This is a genomic window from Paenibacillus turicensis (genome assembly GCF_017873435.1).
GTDB classification, from domain to species: Bacteria; Bacillota; Bacilli; order Paenibacillales; family Paenibacillaceae; genus Fontibacillus; species Fontibacillus turicensis.
On the sequence record NZ_JAGGKG010000009.1, the window covers coordinates 41,970 to 65,048 of the forward strand.

Consider the following 23,079-nt stretch of genomic DNA (forward strand, 5'->3'; position numbering starts at 1 on the left):
TCTTTATAATTTTAATCTGGGGTTGACATTAATGGAAAATTTTGAGAGAAGTGTACATGTTGAAGAAGCAATTAAAGTTGCAGAACAGTTTTTTATAAAGCATGGAGTAGATATTTCTTTGCAAAAAAAGAATTCTAAAAATAACCTATTGTGTACATATGCAGTCTTTGATAAAAGTAATAAAGATAACGTTGAATTAATCTCTAGTGGTAAAGGAGTAGGAAAACAGGCATTAGCGAGTGCATTATTCGAGGCAATTGAACACCTATTGTATTTGGATAATAGTATTCAATCGAGTGAAAAAGCCTTTATTAATCAAATAGTAAATACAAATACAAAACTGCTGGAATTTTACCCTATATATTATTTACATAAAATGCAATATGAAAAAGAGTTAAATGTTATTAAGTATGAAAATATCACTAAAGAAAATAATTATCTTCAATATCCCTCTTTTTTAAATTGTGAAGTAAATGAAGTAGATATTAATTTAGTAGGCTTGAAAAAGTATAGAACAAATAGTGGCTGCGCAACTGGATATAGTAAAGAAGAGGCTATTATTCATGGCATAAATGAAATAGTTGAACGCGATAGTTTATCTACACATTTAAGAAATTGCTTCATAACAAAATCAATAGATACTGTAAATGTAGTTTCTCCAGATTCTTTAAACGAAAAGTTAAAAGGTATATATTATGAAGTACAGAACACCTTAGAAGAAGAAATTTTTTTGCTGGATGTAACAAAATATCCTGAATTTCCAACCTACTATGCTTTTTTGAAAAAGTTGGAATTTTCACTTCCTTTTAAAGGGTCTGGTACATCATTGTTTAGTGAATATGCAATAGAAAGAACTCTATTAGAATTATTGCAACATTATCATATGCACAATAATCAGAATGAAAAAGAGGCCATTATTACTTCAGCTTTATTCTCGGAGTATGATAAGTATTATAAAGCTATTAAATGTAATTACGATGATTTTAATATAAGATATAGTTCATTTAATTATAATAACTATTTTGAAGTATTAGATTTAGAGAACCTCCTACAAATAATTATTGAATTACTAAGTAAATATAATTTTGATGTATATATAAACCAGATTTATTCTTCTGATAACTTATTTTGCGTTAAAGTTCTTATCCCTGGAATGGATAACTTCCAAATAATTAATAACGGTATTTTAGCAGTTCCCAATAATAGTTGGATATCTTAAATAAAGTTATACTTTGTAACTACAAAGGAGAACGTGATGATTAAGTTAACAAATGTGCATTACCATTACGAGTCTTATGAGAAGGAGTCAGGACTTCTAGGTTCTTTAAAAGATTTTAGAAAGCGGAAAGCCATTAAGGAGACCGCGATTAGGTCTTTTAACTTTGAAGTGAGTAAGGGAGAAATTATAGGGCTTCTTGGTCCAAATGGTGCAGGGAAAACAACACTTATTAAAATGATGTGTGGGATTTTACAGCCTTCTGAGGGGGAGGTATGGTGTAATCAATTTCAACCGTTTAAAAAGGAAGCAGCTTATTTAAAAAGTATTGGTGTGCTAATGGGACAAAAATCCCAGTTAATATGGGATCTACCCCCAATTGAAACGTTAAATATGTTACAGGTGATTTATGAAATAGATCGGGCTATATTTGAAACAAGATTAAATGAAATGATGTTGCTACTCGATATCGACAAGAAAAAGAAAACACCAGTAAGAAAGTTATCGCTTGGTGAACGAGTCAAATTTGAGCTAGTATGTGCACTTATACATAATCCAGCTCTTTTATTTCTAGATGAGCCAACGATTGGGTTGGATATTACAAGTCAAAAAAATATTCATGCGTTTTTAAAGCAAGTTAATGAGAAACATCAAACGACCATTATTTTAACTAGTCACTATATGAAGGATATTGAGACGTTAGCAAATCGAATCGTCATTGTCATGCATGGGGATAAAGTCAAAGATACAACGATTCAACAGTTAAAATCGGACTTTACTTTTGAGGATACATATGAGCTTATGTTTAGTGATAAAATTCCGGCTGAGCTACAACGGTACAAGCAAATGGATGGTACGCGTATTGTTTTTCCAGCAAATGAGCTTAGACATGTTATAGAGATCCTTTATGAGTTACCTCATCCTGAAATTATTTCTAGCTTAACGAAAAAAAGTGCAGAATTTGAGGATATAATTGCACAGATTTTCAAAGACGGAGGGGGAATGAAGTGAAAAAATATGTAGTTATTTTTTTGAATCAACTTAATATTCAGCTCTCCTACAAATTTAATTTGATTACAGGCATTATTTCTAATCTAATTAGTATTTTCCTTTCATTTTTTATGTGGAAAGCAATTTATGCTGCAAATGGTGGACAAGTCATTGGTGGCTACACAGAAAATGAAATGCTAGTTTATATTATCGTTGTTAATTTACTATCTATCTTATTTTCATTCGAGCATGTCGTTCGTTTAGGGGGATTAATTCGCACAGGCAAATTATCAACATTATTGCTTAGGCCTATCAGTTTGCTGAAGGAGTCTTTTGCTGTATTTATGGGTCAGAAGTGTATTTACCTTGTTATTTTTGCTGTGATATATTTGGTTTCATTTGGTAGTGTAAATACCACGAGTGATCATTCGCTTTATTTCTTAGGATTAATTTTATTTTCTGTATTAATTATTGTGATGTTTTTTTTATTAATATCTATGATAAGTACGTTAGGATTTTGGCTAATTCAAATGTGGCCGATAAGACCTGTTTTGAACGCATTATATTTGATTTTAGGTGGACTTTATTTTCCACTAAACTTGTTTCCTAATTCTATTTATACGGTAGTGCAATATAATCCCTTTTCACTTGTTGGTTATCAATATTCGAATGCATTACAGGGCAAACTTGATATGAATAAGTTATGGCTTAGTTGTGTGATTTGTCTTGGTTGGGCAGTCTTATTTTTAATTATTTATAATTTGAGTTTAGTAAAAGGACTAAAAAAATATGAAGGGATGGGGAGCTAATGTCGTGGAAGCTATTTAAAACATTGGTTTCACAAAGCTTGCAGGAGGCATTATCCTATCGAGCGACTTCATTTATTGTCGTTATATTTGGTTTTTTATTTTTCTCAATTGAGATTATAACGGGGATTATTTATTTTGAATATAGTAATGTGATTGCAGGATGGAGTCGAAATGATTATTTATTGCTAATCAGCACCGCTTCTTTAATCACGTATTTATACCATACGTTTTTTATTGTTTCACACGAAAATTTGTCTGAGGTTATTTTGGAGGGAGAATTGGACTATACGTTGCTGAGACCGGTGAATTCCTTTTTCTATTATGCTTTTAACCGTATTGATTTTCCCAGCTTAGTGAACGTACTTATAGCGTTAGGTGTCCAAATATATGTTTTGACAAACTATTCTTTGTCTTTCATTAACTTGCTTGTGTTTTTTGTTCTTATTTTAGTGGCAACTTGGCTTTTATTTTTGATCAATCAAGTATTTATTATGACGGCGTTTTGGAAGGATCGTGGTGGGAAATTCCTTGCCATACCAGAGTATTTAAGTGAGTTGTCGAGTAGGCCGGCAGGTATTTATCCCAAAATACTCCGTTATTTATTATCTTGGGCGTTGCCACTATTAATGGCATTTAATGCGCCAATTTTGTTTGTTAAACAAGATTATTTATGGTTGGAAATGATCTGGTATATCGTATTTACTATAGGATTAACGGCATTAACAATGTGGATATGGAAAAAAGGTCTGCAGAAATATCAGTCTGCAAGCTGATGGAATGTATGCGGTAACCGATGGCTAGTGGGCAACTTGGTTATAACATCTATCAGTAAAGCAAGGTTGGAATAGATATCTAATAAGTAAAAAGCTTGAGTTTATACCCAATGAACTGGGCAAGAAAGGATAGTAGGTAGCTTGGTATATTTATCTCCCTTAGCCCCGTTAAGTTGCGATTGGGTGAGGAAAAGAGTATGTGTTAAGTTTGCGCCTCGTAAATTGGCATCTCTTAGGTCAGCGCCAATGAAGTTAGTTCCGCACAGGTTTGCACCTTCTAAATTGGCAGCGATCAGTAGACATCCACGAAGGTCTGCACAGCGAAGTTCTTTTTTTGTTAAATTAGCTCCGATAAAATCTCTTTTTTGCTTGGTGTTAATTATTTTGTTTTCGTTAAAGTTGGAGGTTTTAGTTAATACTTGGCGAGTATGGGCTTGAATCACTTGCGTAACTTGGTTAATGACCATGCTAACCTTAGTATGATGAGCAAATAAGTCAAAATTTTGTAGCTCTTCAGGAGATGCTAGTGTGACTTTTTCCGTCTCATTAAGAAGATAATACACATCGTCAGAAAGTGCAGATGGGATGTCGTAGGAGAGTGCCTCATATAAATACCAACACATTTCGTATAATTGCCTCATAATTAAGAAGACGTTAAACATTTGTTCAGAAGATGAATGCTCTGCACCTTGTGCTCTCCAGCCATTTCCACCACCATAAGTCACCTGTGATACTTGTTGTCCTGCACCAAAGCATTCATAGGAGGTACAGCCTTTTAGTCCTTGCTCCGAGAGCTTTTCATGAATGCTACAGGTATAATTCTGTGCTAAATTAGGGCAAGGTACGCCTGCGTGCTTGTCGGTTGGAAAGCCATCGTGCTTAGAAAAATACAGCGCAACACAACAAAGCCCAAAGCAATTTTGGCAATCGGGCTTGAGGTGGTTAATCGTGGATTGGTGTTTCATCGGTATACATCTCCTAATATATCTCCTAAGTAATAATCTTATCCTTTATATGCTATATATCTATGTGGTTTATTCCCACTTCTCATCTAGCTTATCTGAATAGAAAAGAATCGCTTGTTTATATTCTAAAATGGATTCATCGTTGCTAGACGTTGCTAATTGTTGCAGCAATATTTCCATCGCCTTGCTGTGCTCTTGTAAATTATACAAGGTCATGGCGTAAAATACCTTCAAATTATTTTTATCTGGAAACTCTAATATAGCCGCCTCGAAGGTTTCTTTTGCCTCTGTATATCGCCCTAGAGAACGATAAGTACTTCCTAGACCAAGATAAGCACCTTCTAGACTGCTTGGACATAAGCCAAGTGAGATAGCTTGGATATAGTGAGGGACTGCAAGTCGTTCCTCGCCAAGATTGTCATAACACCATGCCATCTGGTAATGATTTTCACCGTGATTGGGGTCCGTAGCAAGTAACTGAAGCATGGCAACCTTTGCTTCCGTGTACTTTTTTTCCTTCCGGAGCTGTAGTACTGTATCTAATGTCATAACTAAGGATTCCTTTCATCGTTCCCCTAAATGGATTCAAAAGAAAGCCTAGAAAGCTCATCTCCATAAGAGATCTCTTTTCTAGGCTTACATTATTTGTTTTATTCAAGGTTAGCATGCTTGCCATACATTTGGCTAGAGCTTAAACCTTTTTGCGTCATGTAACGTAAGATTAATGCGTCGTAAAATAACAGCATCGTCTGCTCAAAGAGGGAACCCATTGGCTGAATACTTTGAGATATACTCTCATGTTGTTCTTTAGGTGAACCTGGAAGCTTAACAACGATATCCGCTAGTTTCCCGATCGTAGAGTCTTGTGAAATCGTAACGGCCGCTACGATGCCTCCTAAGCTTTTTGCCTTTTCAGCAATAGGAATAAGTGTTTTTGTCTCACCAGAGTCTGTGCCAATAATGAGTAGATCACCCTTTTCCAAATTTGCTGTTACTGTCTCACCTACAACATAAGCGTCTAACCCCATGTGCATCATCCGCATTACAAAGGCTTTACCCATAAGTCCAGATCGCCCTGCTCCTGCAACAAAAATCTTGCCCGATTTCATCATTTGATTCAGTAAGGCTTCGGATGCTTCATCGGGAATAGAATTCGCCGTCTTGTTTAATTCTTCGATAACCTGACTGAAATAGAGTGATGTGTGTGTCATACCAAATTAACCTTGCTTAATAAGCTCTTGCATTTTAGCTGCTACAGCCTGCTTATCATCATGGCTAGTAATTCCGCCACCTACAATAATAAGGTCTGGGTTTTGTTTGATTACTTCTGGAAGAGTTTCGAGTTTGATTCCGCCAGCAACCGCAGTTTTAGAATTTTTCACTACACTTTTAATCGTTGCAAGGTCTTCGAAAGAGTTTTTACCTACAGCTTGTAAATCATAACCAGTATGCACACAAATGTAGTCTACGCCAAACTCGTCTAATTGTGCCGCACGACCTTTAAGGTCTTTGATCGCAATCATGTCTGCTAGCACTTGCTTGCCTAGTTTTTTGGCTTCTGCTACAGCACCTTTGATGGACTCGTCTTCTGCTGCTGCTAAAATTGTAATGATGTCTGCACCAGCCGCAGATGCTTGGCCAACTTCATAACCTGCCGCGTCCATAATTTTAAGGTCAGCTAATACAGTCAAATGTGGAAATGCTTCTTTTACAGCCTTTACAGCATGCAATCCTTCATTGATGACAACCGGTGTACCAATCTCTACGATATCAATATGGTTTTGTACCTCTTTTACAACTTCGATTGCCCCTTGGATATCAACAAGATCTAGTGCTAATTGTAATTTCATTACATACACGCTCCTTAGTTTATAGTGGTTTAACTGAATATCAAGCTCAACAGCGTTTGTCCGAGTTATGTTTATTTCTACCCTTATGTTTGCGGTTGATTATGGTTTACTATTTGGTTCATGCTCACTATACTAAATATATAAAATTTATAGAAGTACGCACTTTAATCGCATATAGTGTCTAAAAGTATACTGTGAACTGAGAAATGTATTGGATAATAAAATATGGGAGGTATCGTATATGCCACATTTTGATGAAAAGAGCTTCAATTGTGAAAAGGAATTAACGTTAGCTATTATAGGCGGGAAGTGGAAGATGCTCATCCTATGGCACTTGGAAGCAGGGAATGAAGCGTTTTGGTGAGCTGAAGGCACTTATACCGGGCATTACCCAACGAATGCTTGTCAGTCAGCTTCGTGAGCTGGAGGCGCACCTTATTGTACACCGTGAAGTTTATCCAGTTGTTCCACCTAAGGTGGAGTATTCGCTAACAGAATACGGAGAAAGCCTGATGCCGATTTTGGATGCAATGTATGAGTGGGGTAAGGGGTATATTGAAAATGTGCTGGACAAAGTGGACGTTGAGATTGTGATGGAGCAAAAGTAATAGGAGTCAAAATAATGTCTTCATTCATGTAGAAATCAAGTGAAATGGATTCACATGTATTATATTTTTATGTTAAGATAAGGATAGAAATAAGGACGGTCCGCCGACCGCCCTCAGCACAACACTTGGGTGGGATACCTCCAAACTTGGTGTTTGAAAATAACCTGTTCCCTTGGCGCTAACCTGGGCAGGTTATTTTCGTTTATTCAGGTAAGTGAGCAATGCTAGAATAAACATTCCAATCATCATCACATCCGAAAACGAAAATGTCATAGGTATCACCTCCAATCCGGAGGTAATACTTCCCACCCAAGTTCAGTTGTACATGCTAAATTATATCATAATTAGATATATATAGGATTAAAAAACTATGAACTCCGAATATTTCCCTCGTTAATAAATTCCACAAAATAGATCTATCCACTATACTTTAATGCTTAACATCTCTGCATAATTAAGTCTAATAAACTACCCAAACTACCCAATGAGAAACAAAAGTAACAATGTTTTAAGTAAGTTTGTGATATGCTTTATAGGTTATTCGTTATTTGAAGTTACATAATGTGATCAAGGTAAATATTTTTTAGTTTATTGTGAAAGTTGAACGCTCTGAGGAGAGAGGTGTCTTGTGGGATCTATTTTTAAGAATGAAGCGGCTGAAGCAGAATATTATGTTTGCTACGACAAATGTTTAAATATGATTGAAGTGGAAGGAACATCAAGTTATATACATACAAGCTTTGGTGATACGCACGTACTTTGCTTTGGTGATCAAAGTAAGCCGCCGATGGTTCTCCTGCACGGGATGACCATGAGTAGTACAATGTGGTTTCCCAATATAAAGCAGCTAGCACAAGAACGTTGTATTTATGCGGTTGATATTATGGGGGATTTCGGTAAAAGTAAACCTAATGTAGCCATAAAAAATCGGAAGGACGCGAATCAGTGGCTTCTTGAGGTTTTGGACGCTATGGAGTTGAATCAGGTAGATTTAGCAGGGCATTCTATGGGGGGATTTTTGTCTTTAAATTTTTCTCTTGCTTATTCAGAGCGAATATCAAGGCTGTTGCTTTATGCCCCAGCAGGAACGTTTCATAAAATAAGCATGAAATTTTTCGCGAAAATTTATCCTGCATTGTTGTTTCACACGGAGAAGTGGATTGACAATGCTTTTTTGTGGTTCTCTGGGAAGGGGGAGCCATTACATCCTGTATTTCGTTCTCAGGTTATCGCGGGTTATCGTTATGCCAAACCACTTTTGCAGCTCATGCCTTCTGTATTTAATAAAGCAGAGTTTTATGATTTTAATATTCCTACCTTGCTCCTGATCGGAGATAAAGAAGTAATTTATCCTGCAGCAAAAACAATAGCAAATGCAAAAGAACTCATCCCTAATCTTGAGACTCATTTAATTGCTGGGGCAAGTCATTCCTTAACTATGGAGCATGCCGATATTGTGAATGAGCTGACACTTTTGTTTTTGCAAAAAAGATAATTGATCACTGCTAGGTAAATTGTAGTTTATTGAGAAGTGAATATGGCTTGAAGCAAGTTCATTATACCAAAAAATGTAAAAAATACTCCGGCAATAATTACAACAATTCCACCAAATTTAAGAAATGCTAAATATGACTCAGTAGGCTCAACCTCATTTTTAAACTTCCACCGCACATTACGATGTAACCCAAATTCTGGTTTTTTTATTCTGAGGATACCTAGCCAAATAAAGATAAGTCCAAAAATTATAGTTATGATAGGGAAGACCAATAGTAACAACTCCTTTGGGGTTGGTTTAGGGCTAATGATTGATTTATTACGTTCGTACAAAATGTATGAATGTACACCTATAAAAAGTTTTAAAAAAAGCTTAAGTTGCGAACGTGTCTCGAAGTAAAGTTAGAATACCATAAATAAAAGAAAGTCCACCTGCAACTACACAAATAATTCCACCAATTTGTGAAAGGATGAGATATGAATCACTAGGTCCGTTATCATCATTATGTTTCCAACCCTCAGTAATTTTCCAGGCGAATTCAGGTTTTTTAATATATAAAATTCCAATCAAAATAGTAAATACTCCAAAAGCCATATAAAAAATTGGCATAGTCTATATAAACAGTCCTTTCATTTTCGTTATATATATCACCATTGCTCAATCCAAATTGGCTCCATATCAGAGTAACCCATGGCTTGCAGCAACTCCCAAGCGTTGTCGATCGTATTTTGCTTTCCTTTGAGCCAAAGTTGTTGTTGTTCGTTTTGTAAATAATGAATGATCTCAGCAATATGCTTTGGTTTGCCTAGATGAATGGTCGTTTGTAGGTTGTTTTTGTGTGCAGAGATATCATAAAAAGCCCAGAAGGTATGCCGTTCTTCATCTGGTGGATCAGCCTCGAAAATGAGTGTGATTTTTGTTGTTTTGTCTTCCTTGGGTGAAATGTTTAAGGTGAGGCGGGAACCACCCACATGCCAATATACATAAGGTTGATCTTCAACGGTTAGCTTTCTGAGCTTAGTATTCATCACACAAAGTCCTCCTTTGAGGTAAAAAGTACCTATAGAGTACATGATACCATATTAGAACTTTGATTCAGCGTGATTTTTTCTATAGAGGAATTTTCCGATGACAAAGCAACTGACTCCTAACAAAAAAGTAATAATCGGCACGAGATGAATGCCTTCATCTTGGTAATGAAAAGCGAGCAATATTGAAAGGGACATTAGCATTAAACCAACAATATAAGCAAGTTTGTACATAATATCCTCCTAATTTATTTATTAATTATGTATATACCCAAATTATCCCTCATAGACGCAATTTGTCCAGTAAGTTGTTCTTATTAGGGTTTCAACTGGTAAGTTGCGCTGTACTAAACTAAGTCTATTGGTGTGATCAGCACTTTTATTTGTATATAATTATCTCAAAATTTAGGTAAAAAGTAGGTAGATTCAAAATAAGTGATTGTTATAATCAACATAAGAAATAGGTCTGAAGCAATTTATAGAATAAATATTATATCAGGTTAAATAAAAAACCACATAAGAGGAGGGAGCTTATGGGAAGGTCATTTGCCAACTTGCATATTAAGTCAAATCATCTTGAGAAGACGATTTCAGCATTAAAAGTACTCAGCCAAGGTCATGCCCAAGTATTAGGTAATCGGGAAAATGACTCTTCAGAGACTAACATTACTATGTATATTAGTAAAAGTAATGTGAATGAGAGCTGGATTAGCGTGCTCCACGATTATTTTGTATGGGGGACTGTGAAGAAAATAGGTAAAACGTTGTCCCAGCTTGTTGAAGAGCCCGTTATGACGATCGGATATATGAACGAGGAAATATTTGAGTGGTCTTTTTACGAGAACGGGGAAATTCAAGCCGAAAAAATCTTTTGTGAGCCATGGACAAGAGAAGAATATGAGCAGCTTAAAGAAGAGCGTCTTAATGATGAATACTTGCAAAAAATGTTGGATGTAGATAATGAGGAGTTTGGACAACTCCTTGAAATTAACGACCCTGCTCAAGCTGTGGATAAGCTGTCACAATTGCTGAAGATGTCTTTATGGTGTGATGCGGAATGGATTGAATTTGAAGCTGATCTTAAAAAAAGATTTGAAAAATATGAGTTTTGAATTCATATAAAAGAGGAAAATGATCTTAGATGGTACTCTTTGGACCGTTTGATCTTTAGAAGGAAGCGAGACAGAAGGGGATTGGGATACGGGGACACCTAAGGTTTTATAGATAGTTAACAAGGGAGGAGAAGTAAACATTATGTATAAGCGATTAGAAGAAAAGATGAAAACAACAACTGCTTTAAAATGGTTTAATGGACATGGTGCACAAGAGAACTGGATCGTGGAAGTTGAAGAGGAGCTAGGCTTCCGTTTGCCTCCATCTTATCGCTGGTGGATAACTCATTATGGTAATGCCCTGTTGGGTGATGGGGAAATTCTGACCATTGTCGCTCCAGAACACAGAGAATACCATGATGCAGATGTTCTTTACAGGCATAGACTTAACCTAGCTGAGGCATGGTGGGTGAGCCAGTTTCCTAACAGAATGGATTTGTTTGTGCCAGACAGCGATGAGCTTTATTTTTTTGATACTTCTACTAAAGATGAGCATGGAGAATTTCCGATTATGCGTTATGATCTCATGAATAATTTGATTGAGAAGTATGCTTCAAGCTTTGCGGAGTTTTTAGAAAGATTGATTGATGAGCGGTCTAGGTAAAGGATGGGATGATACATGTTATCATCCTTTTTTTAGAGAAGTGACCTACTGACTCTGGGTTAGCGGATAAAGCATTAAAGAGATACAGTGAATTGCATCAGGAAGACCCTCACAAAGAGTATTGTTTCTTTCATACCTCTCGTTCAAAGGTGTGGCACGGGAACGTTACGTAGGAATTAGAGGTCAGAGATGAATTTAACAGAACACTATGGACTTCTTTTTGTAAGCATAACAATACTGTTTCGGGGGAGAGAAGGGTTTCAATTTGAGAGCCTCTTTTCTGGGGAAGTGATAGAGAATAGCTTATAGGACTAAGATAGAGGTTTTTGTGATAATTTGGGGAATTATGCGGTATTTGCATAAGAAAAAATCTAGGGTACCTGAGTAAAAGGATTTAGACTTTACATTGGCTTTATTGAGAATTGCTTCTATGAAAATGATGTCAAATATTGATGCACTTTGTGAGGAATAACAGATCTCATGAAGTGCATTTTTTCAGCAAATATATGATAAAATAGGAACATATGATTCTATATTCTGAACAGGTAAAGAAGAGGGAGGATATCATTGGTTAACAATAGCGACATTTTAATATATCAGACTGAAGATGGAAATACAAAGATCGATGTGAAGTTAGAAAATGGAACGGTGTGGATGACTCAGAAAGCAATTGTGGAGTTGTACCAGAAAGGTGCTAGTACCATTAGCGAGCATATTAAACATATCTATGAAGAGGCAGAGTTAGAAGAAGGAGCAACAATTCGGAAAAACCGAATAGTTCAAACTGAGGGAACACGGCAGGTTGAACGTGAAGTTTCTTTCTACAATCTTGAAATGATCATTGCCATTGGTTATCGTGTTCGCTCTCACAGAGGAACACAATTTAGACGTTGGGCGACTGAACGACTTAATGAGTATTTAGTCAAAGGTTTTACAATGGATGATGAGAAATTGAAAGATATGAGAAGTTTTGGACAAGACTATTTCGATGAGTTACTTGAGCGTATTCGTGATATTCGGGCATCTGAAAAAAGGTTTAATCGCAAGATTACAGATATATATGCAACATCTGTCGATTATGATCCTAATGCAAGTATATCTAAGGAGTTTTTTGCTACTGTACAAAATAAGCTTCATTTTGCTATTCATGGTCATACAGCTGCTGAATTAATAGCGGAACGTGCTAGTGCAGCTAAGGATAATATGGGCTTAACCAGTTGGAAAGGTGATAAAGTAAGAAAGGTAGATGTCTTGGTAGCCAAAAATTATTTAACAGATAAGGAATTACAATCTTTAAATCGCATTGTAACTATGTATTTAGATTATGCAGAAGATCAAGCTGAACGTCACGCACTTATGTATATGAAGGATTGGGTGGAAAAGTTAGATTTATTTCTAAAGTTTAATGAACGAGAGATTCTCAGCAATGCAGGTGGAATTTCACATGAAATTGCTGAGAAATTAGCAATAGCTGAATACGAAAAATATAACCAGCAGCGGTTAGCTATTGACGTAAGTGGAGATTTTGATGAGTTTGTTAAGAATAAAGATTTAAAATGACTCAAACCGAGCCACTATATTTTTCATGACAACCGAAGAAACATGAACAAAACAAACACATTCCAATCTGACTTCAATCTCATTTCAGTATTTTCAACGATTTCAATCCTGGCAGTAAATCAGGGTACTGAAACACAAAGCCGTGCTCCAACGCTTTGGCAGGTAATACTCTTTGTCCTTGGAGCGCGAGTTCCGACATCTCGCCTAGCGCAACCTTCAATACTGCGGCTGGAACGGGAAACCAATGTGGACGGTGATAGGCACGCGCGAGCATCTGTCCGAACTCATCGTTCGTTACTGGGTGCGGTGCGACAGCATTAAGTGGACCCTCGATCGATGATTGATGTACAGCATAGTCTATCAGCTTGATGATATCGCTTAGCATAATCCAAGACATCCATTGCTTTCCGCTACCCATGCGCCCACCGAAACCAAGCAGATAAGGGAGCTTAAGCATAGTGAGGGCGCCGCCACCATTTCCAAGTACAATGCCGGTACGTAGCTTTACAACTCGTGAGCCGATTTCGGAATAGGCTTCGTCCGCCGCTGCTTCCCAAAGCTTCACCACATGTGAGGGGAAGTCTGATACGTTGGCTGGAGAGCTTTCGTCAAAGGTTTTGTCCAGAGAGGTGCCATAAATGCCAACCGCTGAAGCCTGAATGATGACATTTGGCTTCGTGTGAAGTCTTTGTAAAAGTCGCCCGGCATCATTTACCGCTTTGAGTCTGGACTGAATAATGAGGTCCTTGTTTTTTTGGCTCCAGCGTTGATTTAGACTGGCGCCCGATAGATTGACCCAGCCATCTGATCCTTCAGCCAGCTCGGGAGTTGCTTCTAATTCAGCCCAAGTCGTGCTGGAGGCAAGTGGGAACTGGAGAGTTACAGCCGCCTTTCGACCAACTAAAAGGACTTCATGTCCTTCGCGTAACCAGTAATCTGTTAGTGCACTGCCGATAAATCCGCTGGCGCCAAAAATAATAAATTTCATGGGGCTTTCTCCACCTATTCTTTGACAATTAATTGATGATCTCCGCAATCAAAATCTTTATATATTATATCTTTAATTTTTGATAATTGCGAAATAGCGGTCTGAGCGTGAGGTGTGTTTATATATACTTTCTATACCGCCTGTCATGCTCCCAGCCTTGTCCTGATACATGTCCTACGGACGCCATAAGCATGGATAGATGATTGATTCCATCAATCCCTAAATAATCATTCATGTTCTCATCCATCAAATGACCGATGGTGGCTACGCCCAGCCCTAGTCCGCTACCAACAATTTGTAGATTTTGTGAAACAATGCCTGAATCCCAGAAAATATATCGGTATGCACGCTCTTTATACTTGTCCTCTGTTCGATCTAATACAGCAGTCCAGATGAAATTAACAGCACAATGGCGCGTCATTTCCTGATTCTCAGTTAGTAGATAGGAAATCTCTGACACATCCTCCAGTTTTAATCCTTCTAGTGTCCACCGCTCTACATCTAAATGGTATAATCCCTTCTCTAATCCTTCCACATTGTTGACCATCAGATAGGTTTCAATTGGATAAAGTGCTCCAGCGGAAGGTGTGGTACGAAGCTCATAACCATCGTGTGTTGCCGTAATTCCTTGTGTTCCCCAGAGAAGAAGATTGAGTTCATTTAACGAAAGAGATTCATGGATAAAATTCCTCATCGTACGGCGGGTTTTGAGAATTTCCCATATATTTATGGTCTCTGGAAAATCTGGCACTCCTAATGGAATGTGAATCAGTGCGTCTTCATATCGGAGATATTTTGGCGGTGCTTTAGAGAAGTCGTATTTGCTTGCCCAACCTTTTTCTAAATCACCAACCTTGTATGAGGTTGCTTCTATAAATTGCTGACATATGTTTTTCCAATCCGGGTGCATGAATAATTCCTCCTTATTTCACAATACAAGTGTTACCTACATATTGCTTATATCGAAGTATACGATTAGGTGTTGGATTAGTAAAATTATGGTTTATAATATATAACATTAGTATTTACTAATGAATGGGAGAGGTGAAAGCATGACATTATTGCAATTACAGGTATTGATCGCGGTTTCGGAGCACAAAAATTTTACGAAAGCGGCAGAATCTTTAGGCTTTACGCAATCGGCAGTTTCTCAAATGATCAATAACCTAGAGAAGGAATTAGAAATTGTTTTGTTTGACCGCAGTAGGAGAGGGATTACAACCACCAACATTGGTAAGCGGATGGTTAAACATGCACGAGATATATTACGAATTACATCCTACATGAGAGAGGAAGCAAATGCTGCACGCGGAATGGAGGCGGGGACGCTGCGAATCGCAGTCATTTCCAGTGTTTCTCCAAAGATTTTGCCTGGTATTATCAGTTCGTTTCGTAAGCTGTTCCCTCAGATAGAGCTTGTATTATTTGAAGGAAGTAACGAAGAAATTCAGACATGGCTTGCGGACTCTGTTGCAGATGTAGCTTTTATGACCGTGCCTGATAAGAAGTTCCATGCTTTTCCCTTGCTAAGGGATCAAATGAAGGTATTCGTTTCCAACTACAGTCCGCTGAAGGAGGAGGAGTATCTTACTTTTGAACAGCTTACAGGGAAATGCTTTGTCATGGTTAAGGATTCTGGAATCAAAAGCTTGCTACAGGAGCATGGTATCGTGCCTGATATTACGTTGGAAGTGCAGGACCCCATTACGATTCTGTCTATGGTGCAAGAAAGAGTTGGGGTTACAATTCTGCCTGAGCTATACGTTCCTGAGGTTTTGCCTAAGGTTACAGCGATTCCTCTTCGTCCAGCGATTACCCGTGAGCTAGTCATTGCCGTGCGTGACCAGTCAGACATTTCTCCTGTTGTCGCTGAATTTATTGTGCATAGTCAGAATTACTTAAAAAAAGCAGCCTTGGCTGCTTCTGATTGAGATGCTTGATTTTACGCTTAAATGAAACGTATTAATCCCTCATGAACTTCTCCTTCCTCAATCCACGTCTCTACAACCTCTGCAAACAATTGCGGATTTTCATAACTCCATGCATGGTTTAAACCTGGAACGATAGCGCCTTTACTATTAGGTAATGCTGCTAACAGCTTACGAACGTTGTTTCGCACAAGTGCACCTTCTCGTTCTCCAGCAAGAACTAGCAAAGGATGAGTGGAGGGAGTGGGGACTTTTATTTCTTTCATTAATCCGTACATTTCGCGCATAGTTGAGGGCGTTACTTTTTCCATATCAAGTTCAATGTCGTAGGCATAAGCTTCAGGGATGCTCAGACCTTTCATCATGGAAGCCGTCATCTTTTTAGACGACATGAAGCGATAGGTTGGTGCAACTAACATATTAATCAATGCTACTTTAAAGGCACTCAATTGTGGAGAAGAGCCAGTGATGATTACTGATTGGATGGAGTCTGGAGAAGTTTCGAGCAGCTTTTGTGCTAAAATACCACCCATAGATAAGCCTACAATATGTACAGGTCCGTATTGAGATAAAAAAGGAGTAAGTTCTTCTACACATTTATCCGCTGTTAATGGTGTGATGGAGGAACTATCGCCATGACCGGGAAGATCGGGTACGATGCAGTAATAGTGCTCCTGTAGTAACTTTGTGACATCATCCCACATTTTACCGCTAAGTCCACCACCGTGTAGAAAAAGAATAGAAGGATTTGCAGGTTGACCGCTTGTTTTGTAGCTTAACATCATAACGCCCCTTTCAAATGACACTGATAGTAGTATTATAACTGATTAACCAATTGATAAAGTACAACAAAAAGGCAATCGCCTATTTTTCACATAAAAAATTGACAAAACCTTCTTCATCTTCTATAATTACAATTAACAAAAGGTTAAATGTTATTAGAAATTCAGAAGCTCATTTCAATCATAATAAAGAAGGGAGTTCAAATTCATTGTCTAACGAGCAGGCATTACAGCAATACGATGTTAAAAAATATAGAACACCAGACGGCTACACCTCGGACATTGCGATTTTTACGATTGTGTCAGAACAGCAGGAGTTTAAGCCACCTGTGATGGATTTGAAGCTAATGCTTATACAGCGCAGTATGACGGATAGTGAAGGCAGACCTAATATGGAGGCAGGAAAGTGGGCGTTGCCGGGTGGGTTTGTCAATCCAGATGAAACGGCATTTGAGTCAGCTAAGCGCGAACTAATGGAGGAAACAGGGGTCACCAATATTCATTTAAAGCATTTTGGGGTATATGATACACCAGGTCGTGATCCAAGAGGTTGGATTATAACGAATGCACATTATGCAATTGTGCCAGAGCATCGGCTACAGGAGCGCCAAGCCAATGATGATGCTAGTGAGGTCGAATTATTTTCGGTAAAAGAGGTGCTACAGCTAGACCTTGCATTTGATCACAGACAGATCATTCAGGATGCGATCGAGGTCATTACGCGTGAATTGCTGGAGACAACGGTCGCTCAATCCTTTTTACCAGAAAAGTTTACGTATTCTGAATTACAGGCGGTGTTGCTCACAATAAGTGATGATTCTGCGATTTCACTTGATGCAGCCTTTGCTAGAAAAATTAAATCCTTGCCTTTTATTGAAGAGGTAAAGGGAGAAAAAACGACACGTACGTCTAAAAAGCCAACACAGCTTTATCGTTTTGTGGATGTGCCGGTCAACCATTCGATTTACCATAATAAACGTTAGGTAGTAATGAAAATAGCTCAAGTATAATTTAGTTTTGCATTAGTTACTCAGTACCTTAACTATAGCTTTCTAAAATGAGGAGGAATCATTGTGAACAATAATGCGAATAACAACCTTAACAGTTCTAACTTAGCAAAAAGACAAGCACTTATTAACATTGATTATACAAATGATTTTGTTGCAACAGAGGGTGCGTTAACGTGTGGTCAGCCAGGTCAGGACATTGAGCAAGCAATTGTTGATATAACAAAACAATTTATCGCTCAAGGCGATTATGTTGTATTTGCGATTGATTTGCATAAAGAGGGGGACGTGTTACACCCAGAAACAAAATTATTCCCTCCTCATAATATTGCAGGCACAAGTGGACGTCATTTATATGGTGAATTACAAGCAGTGTATGATGCTAATCGTAATAATGAACAAGTGTATTGGATGGATAAGACAAGATACAGCGCATTTGCTGGGACGGATTTAGAGCTGAGATTACGTGAGCGGAAAATCGAGGTACTTCATTTAGTTGGCGTATGTAGTGATATTTGTGTATTGCATACCGCAGTAGATGCTTATAATAAAGGCTTTGAGATCGTAATCCATGAAAAAGCGATTGCTAGCTTTGATGCAGAAGGTCATTTATGGTCACTGCGCCATTTTAAAGGCTCATTAGGTGCTGAAATTAGATAAGAAGAAGGAGCAACCAAGATGAAAATTTCTGAAGTAGAACTACCACAAGGTAAGTATAATGACGATAGCTTGGCACTTCATACCGATCGTTATCAAATTAATATGGCTGAGGGTTATTTTAGAGACGGGATTCATGAGCGCAAGGCGATCTTTGAGGTGTATTTTCGTAAATTGCCGTTTCAAAATGGATATGCGATATTTGCAGGCTTAGAGCGAGTGATTCGTTATTTGCATGATTTTAAATTTACCGAGAGTGATATTGCTTATTTAAAAGAAGAAGGCTATCAACAAGATTATTTGGATTATTTGAAGCAACTTACTTTTACAGGCAATGTGTACAGCTTACGTGAAGGTGAGCTTGTGTTCGCAAATGTCCCTATTTTACGCGTGGAAGCTCCGCTAGCTGAGGCGCAATTAATCGAAACTGCCGTTTTAAATATTATCAATTATCAGACGTTGATCGCTACCAAAGCAGCACGAATTAAGCAAGTAATTGGTGACGGTGTGAGTATGGAGTTTGGTACGAGACGTGCGCAGGAAATGGACGCGGCAATTTGGGGAACACGCGCAGCATTTATCGGGGGCTTTGATGCAACCTCAAATGTAAGAGCAGGGAAGTTATTTGACATTCCAGTGTCTGGGACTCATGCGCATTCCTTTGTGCAGGCTTATCAGGATGAATATTTGGCATTCAGCAAATACGCTGAGTACCATCAGGATTGTGTATTCCTCGTGGATACGTATGATACGCTAAAATCAGGGGTACCTAATGCCATTAAAGTGGCACAACAATTTGGCGACAAAATTAACTTCCGTGGTATTCGTCTAGACAGTGGTGACCTTGCGTATTTATCTAAGGAAGCACGTAAAATGCTAGATGCTGCAGGATTTAATAATGCAAAAATTTATGCTTCTAATGATTTAGATGAATATACAATTATGAACCTTAAGGCGCAAGGCGCTAAAATCGATGTATGGGGCGTAGGGACGAAGCTAATTACTGCCTATGATCAACCTGCACTCGGTGCGGTGTATAAGCTCATCTCGATTGAAAATGAATATGAAACAATGGTAGATACAATAAAAATTAGTGCAAATCCAGAAAAAATATCGACACCAGGTATTAAAAAGGTATATCGTATTATTAACCGAAATAATGGTAAGTCTGAAGGCGACTATATAGCACTTGCTAATGAAAACCCACAAGTAGAACAAAAGCTGAAAATGTTCCATCCTGTGCATACGTATATCGCGAAATTTGTGACTGATTTTGAGGCCGTGGAGCTACAGATTCCTGTATTTTTGGAAGGGAAGCTTGTATATAAACTGCCTGAGCTAACAGAAATTCAAAGCTTTGCACGTGGAAACCTAGACGTATTATGGGATGAGTATAAACGGATGCTGAATCCTGCTGAGTATCCTGTTAACCTTAGCCAGCAATGCTGGAATAACAAGATGAAGCTAATTGAAGCTGTACGTGAAAAGGTAAATGCAAGCTTGCAAGCATAGGAGAGGTGTAAGTAACAATGGGCAAAATCGGTATCTACGGTTCATCCTTTGATCCAATTACGAACGTTCATTTATGGACAGCGAGTACAATCGCACATCGTTGTAAGCTTGATCAAGTTATTTTTTTACCCTGCTCTAGTAAACGAACAGACAAAATGTTAACGATCTCAGATGAGCATCGCTGGAAAATGATTGAGCTAGCCATCCATGGGAATGATAAGTTTGTGGCGGATCGCTATGAAATGGATCAACCTGCATGGGAAATTGCTACGTATTTGACGTTAGAGCATTTCAAACATGAATATCCTAATGATGAAATTTATTTTATTATGGGTGCGGATTTGCTGCTGGATATCGGCGAAGGCAAATGGAAAAAGTCCGAAGAGCTGATTCAAGAAAATAAGTTTATTGTAATGGCAAGGGATGGCATTAATATGTTAGCTGCGATTAGTAAATCTCCGATTTTACGAAATGCAGATGATGGGCATACGTTCCATCTAATCGATAAAGGGTTAGCAATGGAGATTAGTTCAACCTATATCCGAGAGGAATTCCGACGTGGGGGTGAACCTAGATATTTAATGCCTGAGTCATGTTACCAATATATCATTCAGCACCAGCTTTATTTAGCTTAAAAATATATATAAAGGATGGATGGAGCATGAGCCTACAAGATGAAATTATTCGTAGTTTAAATGTAAAGCCAGTCATCGATGTTGAGTCTGAGCTTAAAGCACGTATTACTTTTTTGCAGGAATATGTAAAGTCTGCAGGTGCAAAGGGATTAGTGTTAGGCATTAGTGGTGGGCAGGATTCTACGTTAGCAGGCAGATTGTCGCAGCTTGCCGTTGAAGGCCTGCGGGCTGAAGGTTATGAAGCAACCTTCTATGCCGTACGCTTGCCGCATGGTACGCAACATGATGAGGATGATGCACAAGCTGCATTAGCTTTTATTAAGCCAGATGAATCTTTGGTGTTTAATATTGGAGCAAGTGTGACTGCATTTACTGGTACTTATAATGACAGTAACGCTGAGCCATTATCTGATTATCATAAAGGAAATGTAAAAGCGAGAATGCGGATGATTGCGCAATATGCGATTGCAGGAGAACGTGGAAGCTTAGTGGTAGGTACAGATCATGCTGCTGAAGCAATTACAGGTTTTTTCACTAAATATGGTGATGGCGGAGCTGATGTTCTGCCACTGACCGGACTAACAAAAGGGCAAGGTCGAGCGCTGTTAAAGGCTTTAGGTGCGGAGGAACATTTATACTTGAAAGTACCTACTGCTGATTTACTTGATAATAAGCCACAACAAGCGGATGAAACAGAGCTTGGGTTATCTTATGAAATTTTGGATCAATATTTAACAGGGCAACCGGTTGCAGAAGAGGCAAAAGCCAACATTGAACGTCGTTACCTTGTGACAACTCATAAACGTGAGCTTCCGGCAACACCATTTGATGCTTGGTGGAAAAAATAAAGCAAGTTTATTAGATCAAAAATTAGGGTTGTGGCAGTAAGAGGCTACAGCCCTATTTGTTTTTTTAGCAAAAGCAAGCTACGATTTATAGTGTAGATATACTTATCAGACCAAGGTTTTTACTGATATATCGTGTTTGAGCTTTTTTAACTTAAATATTGTTCGTTACATAACTACATTACAAGGGGAGAGCTAATGCATCCAAAAATACAATCCTATATCGCTAGCATTGAAGATTTGTTTGGTTTAGATAAATACCGTTTTGACTCCTATACTCTTCACAGAGAGATAACCATCAAACAGGAAACAAGTTATTTACTTAACCTTATTTGGTTTCCACGTTCTCGTTCGGTAGGAGATATTAATATAGAAGAAGGGAATCCACCAGGAACTTGTGTTGTAGAGGTGGACTTCCATACTGGAGCACTGAAGTCTACTATTTTTGTCGGTGGAGTTTCCTTTGCACAAGGTCCTTACATTGATGTTGAAGCTTTGAGCAGAAATGATGTGCAATACATGGTTCAGTTTATGAATGAAATAGGTAAGCTGTATAAAATTAAACATTTATCCACAGATTCTGTTGTTCTACAGGCCTGTATTAACGAAATTAATATTTTAGGAGTATCGGTTCAGATTAAATGGGACCAAAGCTGTAAATTAGTCATGTTTAGCTGTTATGGAGATATCCCCGCCCAAGATGAAATTTTGATTGAGGAATTTACGCTTGCCTTACCAAAGATAAAACAGCTTATCGCGAAGCAAGTAAAACTTATTGCCTTGCCTATAGGACAATCTGTGGACAAACGGTTGGGAGAGCAAAGAGAACAAGCACAGCGCAACCATCGTCAAGTATACGGGATCGAGGAAATCTGGGTTCGTAATAATAATGATGGTGCTATTACCTACCCTTTTTTGTTTGAAGGTGAAACAACAGAGCGATTACAGTTAAACTTACCTTTAATTTGGACAAAGCAACAGATTAAGCCACTGCCTACAACCTCTCCACTTTCCTTTGAGTATGAAGTCACAATAGAACAAGCACTTAATAAAGAAAAGCATCCTGATTTACAGCCAATTACTAAGGAAGAGGAACAGATGTGTATTGCTGAGATCACAGCACTATGCACTGCTTTATATCCTAAAGAATCTGGTTTATGGCATTTAGGCTCATTAAGACGTAAAAACAACTATATTGAAGGTATTCTGTTAAAAGAGCAAAATGGGGATGGGAAAATCGTGGCTATCCTTGATCGCGTAACATTAAAGGTTATAAATTATATTGATCGTACTAAGTGGTTAGAGTTGTTGGAGTTACCTCAGACAACACAAGAAGTAACAGAAGAAGTGCCACAAGGCTTTAATTTAAAATACAACCTAATGGAGGCTATATCGTTGTTATATCCATATTTAACACTAACCCCTACTTACGTATGGAATCAACAAGAAAAGAGATATGTTTTATGTGCAAAACTAGATTGTGAACATTGTGTGGATGCCGATTCAGGTGACATTATAAGCTTGAATAGTATTTAAATAATTATAAAGTAATGAATTAAATTATTGAAAATATGACCTGAGACACATCTAAATGGTGTGTCTTTTTTATTGTTTTCTCAGCGCTCATTTCCTTCGTTTTTTACCCTCCCTAAACTCTTATTTCCCGCATGATCATTGCATAAACTGACATTATTCGATATAATTCGACATCGATC

The 23,079-nt window shown here is 37.9% G+C and carries 26 protein-coding genes and 1 pseudogene; 16 read left to right on the top strand and 11 right to left on the bottom strand.

Annotated elements, in window-relative coordinates; all coding sequences use genetic code 11:
• Nucleotides 1-31 precede the first annotated feature (31 nt).
• The 4 genes from J2Z32_RS10785 to J2Z32_RS10800 are packed head-to-tail and all read left to right on the top strand — an operon-like array spanning nt 32 to nt 3,788.
• Entirely contained in the window at nt 32-1,219 is a 1,188-nt protein-coding gene (locus tag J2Z32_RS10785; protein WP_210089168.1) for a YcaO-like family protein, read from the top strand.
• A 36-nt stretch (nt 1,220-1,255) separates the two neighbouring features.
• Nucleotides 1,256-2,227, top strand: a complete 972-nt coding sequence (locus J2Z32_RS10790; protein WP_210089169.1) for an ABC transporter ATP-binding protein — start codon at nt 1,256-1,258, stop codon at nt 2,225-2,227.
• On the top strand, nt 2,224-3,015 hold the full coding sequence (locus tag J2Z32_RS10795; protein WP_210089170.1) for an ABC transporter permease: 792 nt from the start codon (nt 2,224-2,226) through the stop codon (nt 3,013-3,015). The genes J2Z32_RS10790 and J2Z32_RS10795 overlap by 4 nt, the downstream gene beginning before the upstream one ends.
• Nucleotides 3,015-3,788, top strand: coding sequence for an ABC transporter permease (locus J2Z32_RS10800; protein WP_210089171.1), 774 nt, complete (start codon nt 3,015-3,017; stop codon nt 3,786-3,788). Before J2Z32_RS10795 ends, J2Z32_RS10800 begins: the two co-directional genes overlap by 1 nt.
• Nucleotides 3,789-3,889: 101 nt before the next feature.
• On the opposite strand, the gene J2Z32_RS10805 is transcribed toward J2Z32_RS10800, so the two are convergent.
• The 4 genes from J2Z32_RS10805 to hxlA all read right to left on the bottom strand — a co-directional run bounded on the left by J2Z32_RS10805 (nt 3,890) and on the right by hxlA (nt 6,603).
• Nucleotides 3,890-4,753 (bottom strand): pentapeptide repeat-containing protein, encoded by an 864-nt coding sequence (locus J2Z32_RS10805; protein ID WP_210089172.1) that lies wholly within the window; start codon nt 4,751-4,753, stop codon nt 3,890-3,892.
• 69 nt (nt 4,754-4,822) lie between these two features.
• Complete coding sequence (locus J2Z32_RS10810; protein WP_210089173.1) at nt 4,823-5,302, bottom strand: tetratricopeptide repeat protein; 480 nt, start codon at nt 5,300-5,302, stop codon at nt 4,823-4,825.
• A 101-nt stretch (nt 5,303-5,403) separates the two neighbouring features.
• Nucleotides 5,404-5,964, bottom strand: a complete 561-nt coding sequence (hxlB, locus tag J2Z32_RS10815; RefSeq protein WP_210089174.1) for a 6-phospho-3-hexuloisomerase — start codon at nt 5,962-5,964, stop codon at nt 5,404-5,406.
• A 6-nt stretch (nt 5,965-5,970) separates the two neighbouring features.
• On the bottom strand, nt 5,971-6,603 hold the full coding sequence (gene hxlA / locus J2Z32_RS10820) for a 3-hexulose-6-phosphate synthase (RefSeq protein ID WP_210089175.1): 633 nt from the start codon (nt 6,601-6,603) through the stop codon (nt 5,971-5,973).
• A 241-nt stretch (nt 6,604-6,844) separates the two neighbouring features.
• On the opposite strand from hxlA, the pseudogene hxlR reads away from it, so the two are divergent.
• Nucleotides 6,845-7,211 (top strand): annotated as a pseudogene (gene hxlR / locus J2Z32_RS10825) (transcriptional activator HxlR).
• Nucleotides 7,212-7,839: 628 nt separating this feature from the next.
• Nucleotides 7,840-8,706: an alpha/beta fold hydrolase gene (locus tag J2Z32_RS10830; RefSeq protein ID WP_210089176.1), complete on the top strand. Its 867-nt coding sequence runs from the start codon at nt 7,840-7,842 to the stop codon at nt 8,704-8,706.
• Nucleotides 8,707-8,732: 26 nt separating this feature from the next.
• On the opposite strand, the gene J2Z32_RS22720 is transcribed toward J2Z32_RS10830, so the two are convergent.
• Genes J2Z32_RS22720 through J2Z32_RS10845 form a run of 4 tightly spaced genes read right to left on the bottom strand, consistent with a single transcriptional unit; the run spans nt 8,733 to nt 9,968 of the window.
• Nucleotides 8,733-9,038, bottom strand: coding sequence for a DUF6199 family natural product biosynthesis protein (locus J2Z32_RS22720; RefSeq protein ID WP_425342997.1), 306 nt, complete (start codon nt 9,036-9,038; stop codon nt 8,733-8,735).
• Nucleotides 9,039-9,078: 40 nt separating this feature from the next.
• Entirely contained in the window at nt 9,079-9,300 is a 222-nt protein-coding gene (locus tag J2Z32_RS10835; protein WP_210089177.1) for a DUF6199 family natural product biosynthesis protein, read from the bottom strand.
• Between the two features lie 53 nt (nt 9,301-9,353).
• Nucleotides 9,354-9,734: a hypothetical protein gene (locus J2Z32_RS10840; protein ID WP_210089178.1), complete on the bottom strand. Its 381-nt coding sequence runs from the start codon at nt 9,732-9,734 to the stop codon at nt 9,354-9,356.
• A gap of 54 nt (nt 9,735-9,788) precedes the next feature.
• On the bottom strand, nt 9,789-9,968 hold the full coding sequence (locus J2Z32_RS10845) for a hypothetical protein (protein WP_210089179.1): 180 nt from the start codon (nt 9,966-9,968) through the stop codon (nt 9,789-9,791).
• A 299-nt stretch (nt 9,969-10,267) separates the two neighbouring features.
• Between J2Z32_RS10845 and J2Z32_RS10850 the strand changes: the two genes are divergently transcribed.
• The 3 genes from J2Z32_RS10850 (at nt 10,268) to J2Z32_RS10860 (ending at nt 13,010) form a co-directional block, all read left to right on the top strand.
• Nucleotides 10,268-10,846 (top strand): hypothetical protein, encoded by a 579-nt coding sequence (locus tag J2Z32_RS10850; RefSeq protein WP_210089180.1) that lies wholly within the window; start codon nt 10,268-10,270, stop codon nt 10,844-10,846.
• A 142-nt stretch (nt 10,847-10,988) separates the two neighbouring features.
• Nucleotides 10,989-11,450: an SMI1/KNR4 family protein gene (locus J2Z32_RS10855; RefSeq protein WP_210089181.1), complete on the top strand. Its 462-nt coding sequence runs from the start codon at nt 10,989-10,991 to the stop codon at nt 11,448-11,450.
• 567 nt (nt 11,451-12,017) lie between these two features.
• Nucleotides 12,018-13,010, top strand: coding sequence for a virulence RhuM family protein (locus tag J2Z32_RS10860; RefSeq protein ID WP_210089182.1), 993 nt, complete (start codon nt 12,018-12,020; stop codon nt 13,008-13,010).
• A 79-nt stretch (nt 13,011-13,089) separates the two neighbouring features.
• On the opposite strand, the gene J2Z32_RS10865 is transcribed toward J2Z32_RS10860, so the two are convergent.
• Nucleotides 13,090-13,998 (bottom strand): TIGR01777 family oxidoreductase, encoded by a 909-nt coding sequence (locus J2Z32_RS10865; protein ID WP_210089183.1) that lies wholly within the window; start codon nt 13,996-13,998, stop codon nt 13,090-13,092.
• A gap of 118 nt (nt 13,999-14,116) precedes the next feature.
• Nucleotides 14,117-14,908, bottom strand: a complete 792-nt coding sequence (locus tag J2Z32_RS10870; RefSeq protein ID WP_210089184.1) for a SagB/ThcOx family dehydrogenase — start codon at nt 14,906-14,908, stop codon at nt 14,117-14,119.
• A gap of 142 nt (nt 14,909-15,050) precedes the next feature.
• Here J2Z32_RS10870 and J2Z32_RS10875 point away from each other — a divergent pair, with 142 nt between their 5' ends.
• The gene (locus tag J2Z32_RS10875) at nt 15,051-15,929 is read left to right on the top strand and encodes a LysR family transcriptional regulator (RefSeq protein WP_210089185.1); all 879 of its coding nucleotides are present in this window, start codon (nt 15,051-15,053) and stop codon (nt 15,927-15,929) included.
• Between the two features lie 17 nt (nt 15,930-15,946).
• On the opposite strand, the gene J2Z32_RS10880 is transcribed toward J2Z32_RS10875, so the two are convergent.
• Nucleotides 15,947-16,732 carry an alpha/beta fold hydrolase gene (locus tag J2Z32_RS10880; RefSeq protein WP_210089186.1) on the bottom strand — a complete coding sequence of 262 codons (786 nt, stop codon included), beginning with the start codon at nt 16,730-16,732 and terminating at the stop codon, nt 15,947-15,949.
• A gap of 185 nt (nt 16,733-16,917) precedes the next feature.
• Between J2Z32_RS10880 and J2Z32_RS10885 the strand changes: the two genes are divergently transcribed.
• The 6 genes from J2Z32_RS10885 to J2Z32_RS10910 all read left to right on the top strand — a co-directional run bounded on the left by J2Z32_RS10885 (nt 16,918) and on the right by J2Z32_RS10910 (nt 22,900).
• Nucleotides 16,918-17,691 carry an NUDIX hydrolase gene (locus tag J2Z32_RS10885; protein ID WP_210089187.1) on the top strand — a complete coding sequence of 258 codons (774 nt, stop codon included), beginning with the start codon at nt 16,918-16,920 and terminating at the stop codon, nt 17,689-17,691.
• 90 nt (nt 17,692-17,781) lie between these two features.
• Complete coding sequence (locus tag J2Z32_RS10890) at nt 17,782-18,375, top strand: cysteine hydrolase family protein (RefSeq protein WP_210089188.1); 594 nt, start codon at nt 17,782-17,784, stop codon at nt 18,373-18,375.
• 18 nt (nt 18,376-18,393) lie between these two features.
• Nucleotides 18,394-19,884 (top strand): nicotinate phosphoribosyltransferase, encoded by a 1,491-nt coding sequence (locus tag J2Z32_RS10895; RefSeq protein WP_210089189.1) that lies wholly within the window; start codon nt 18,394-18,396, stop codon nt 19,882-19,884.
• Nucleotides 19,885-19,901: 17 nt separating this feature from the next.
• Complete coding sequence (gene nadD, locus J2Z32_RS10900) at nt 19,902-20,519, top strand: nicotinate (nicotinamide) nucleotide adenylyltransferase (protein WP_210089190.1); 618 nt, start codon at nt 19,902-19,904, stop codon at nt 20,517-20,519.
• A gap of 26 nt (nt 20,520-20,545) precedes the next feature.
• Nucleotides 20,546-21,367 (top strand): ammonia-dependent NAD(+) synthetase, encoded by an 822-nt coding sequence (gene nadE, locus J2Z32_RS10905; RefSeq protein ID WP_210089191.1) that lies wholly within the window; start codon nt 20,546-20,548, stop codon nt 21,365-21,367.
• Nucleotides 21,368-21,562: 195 nt separating this feature from the next.
• Entirely contained in the window at nt 21,563-22,900 is a 1,338-nt protein-coding gene (locus J2Z32_RS10910; RefSeq protein ID WP_210089192.1) for a hypothetical protein, read from the top strand.
• Nucleotides 22,901-23,079: the final 179 nt, after the last annotated feature.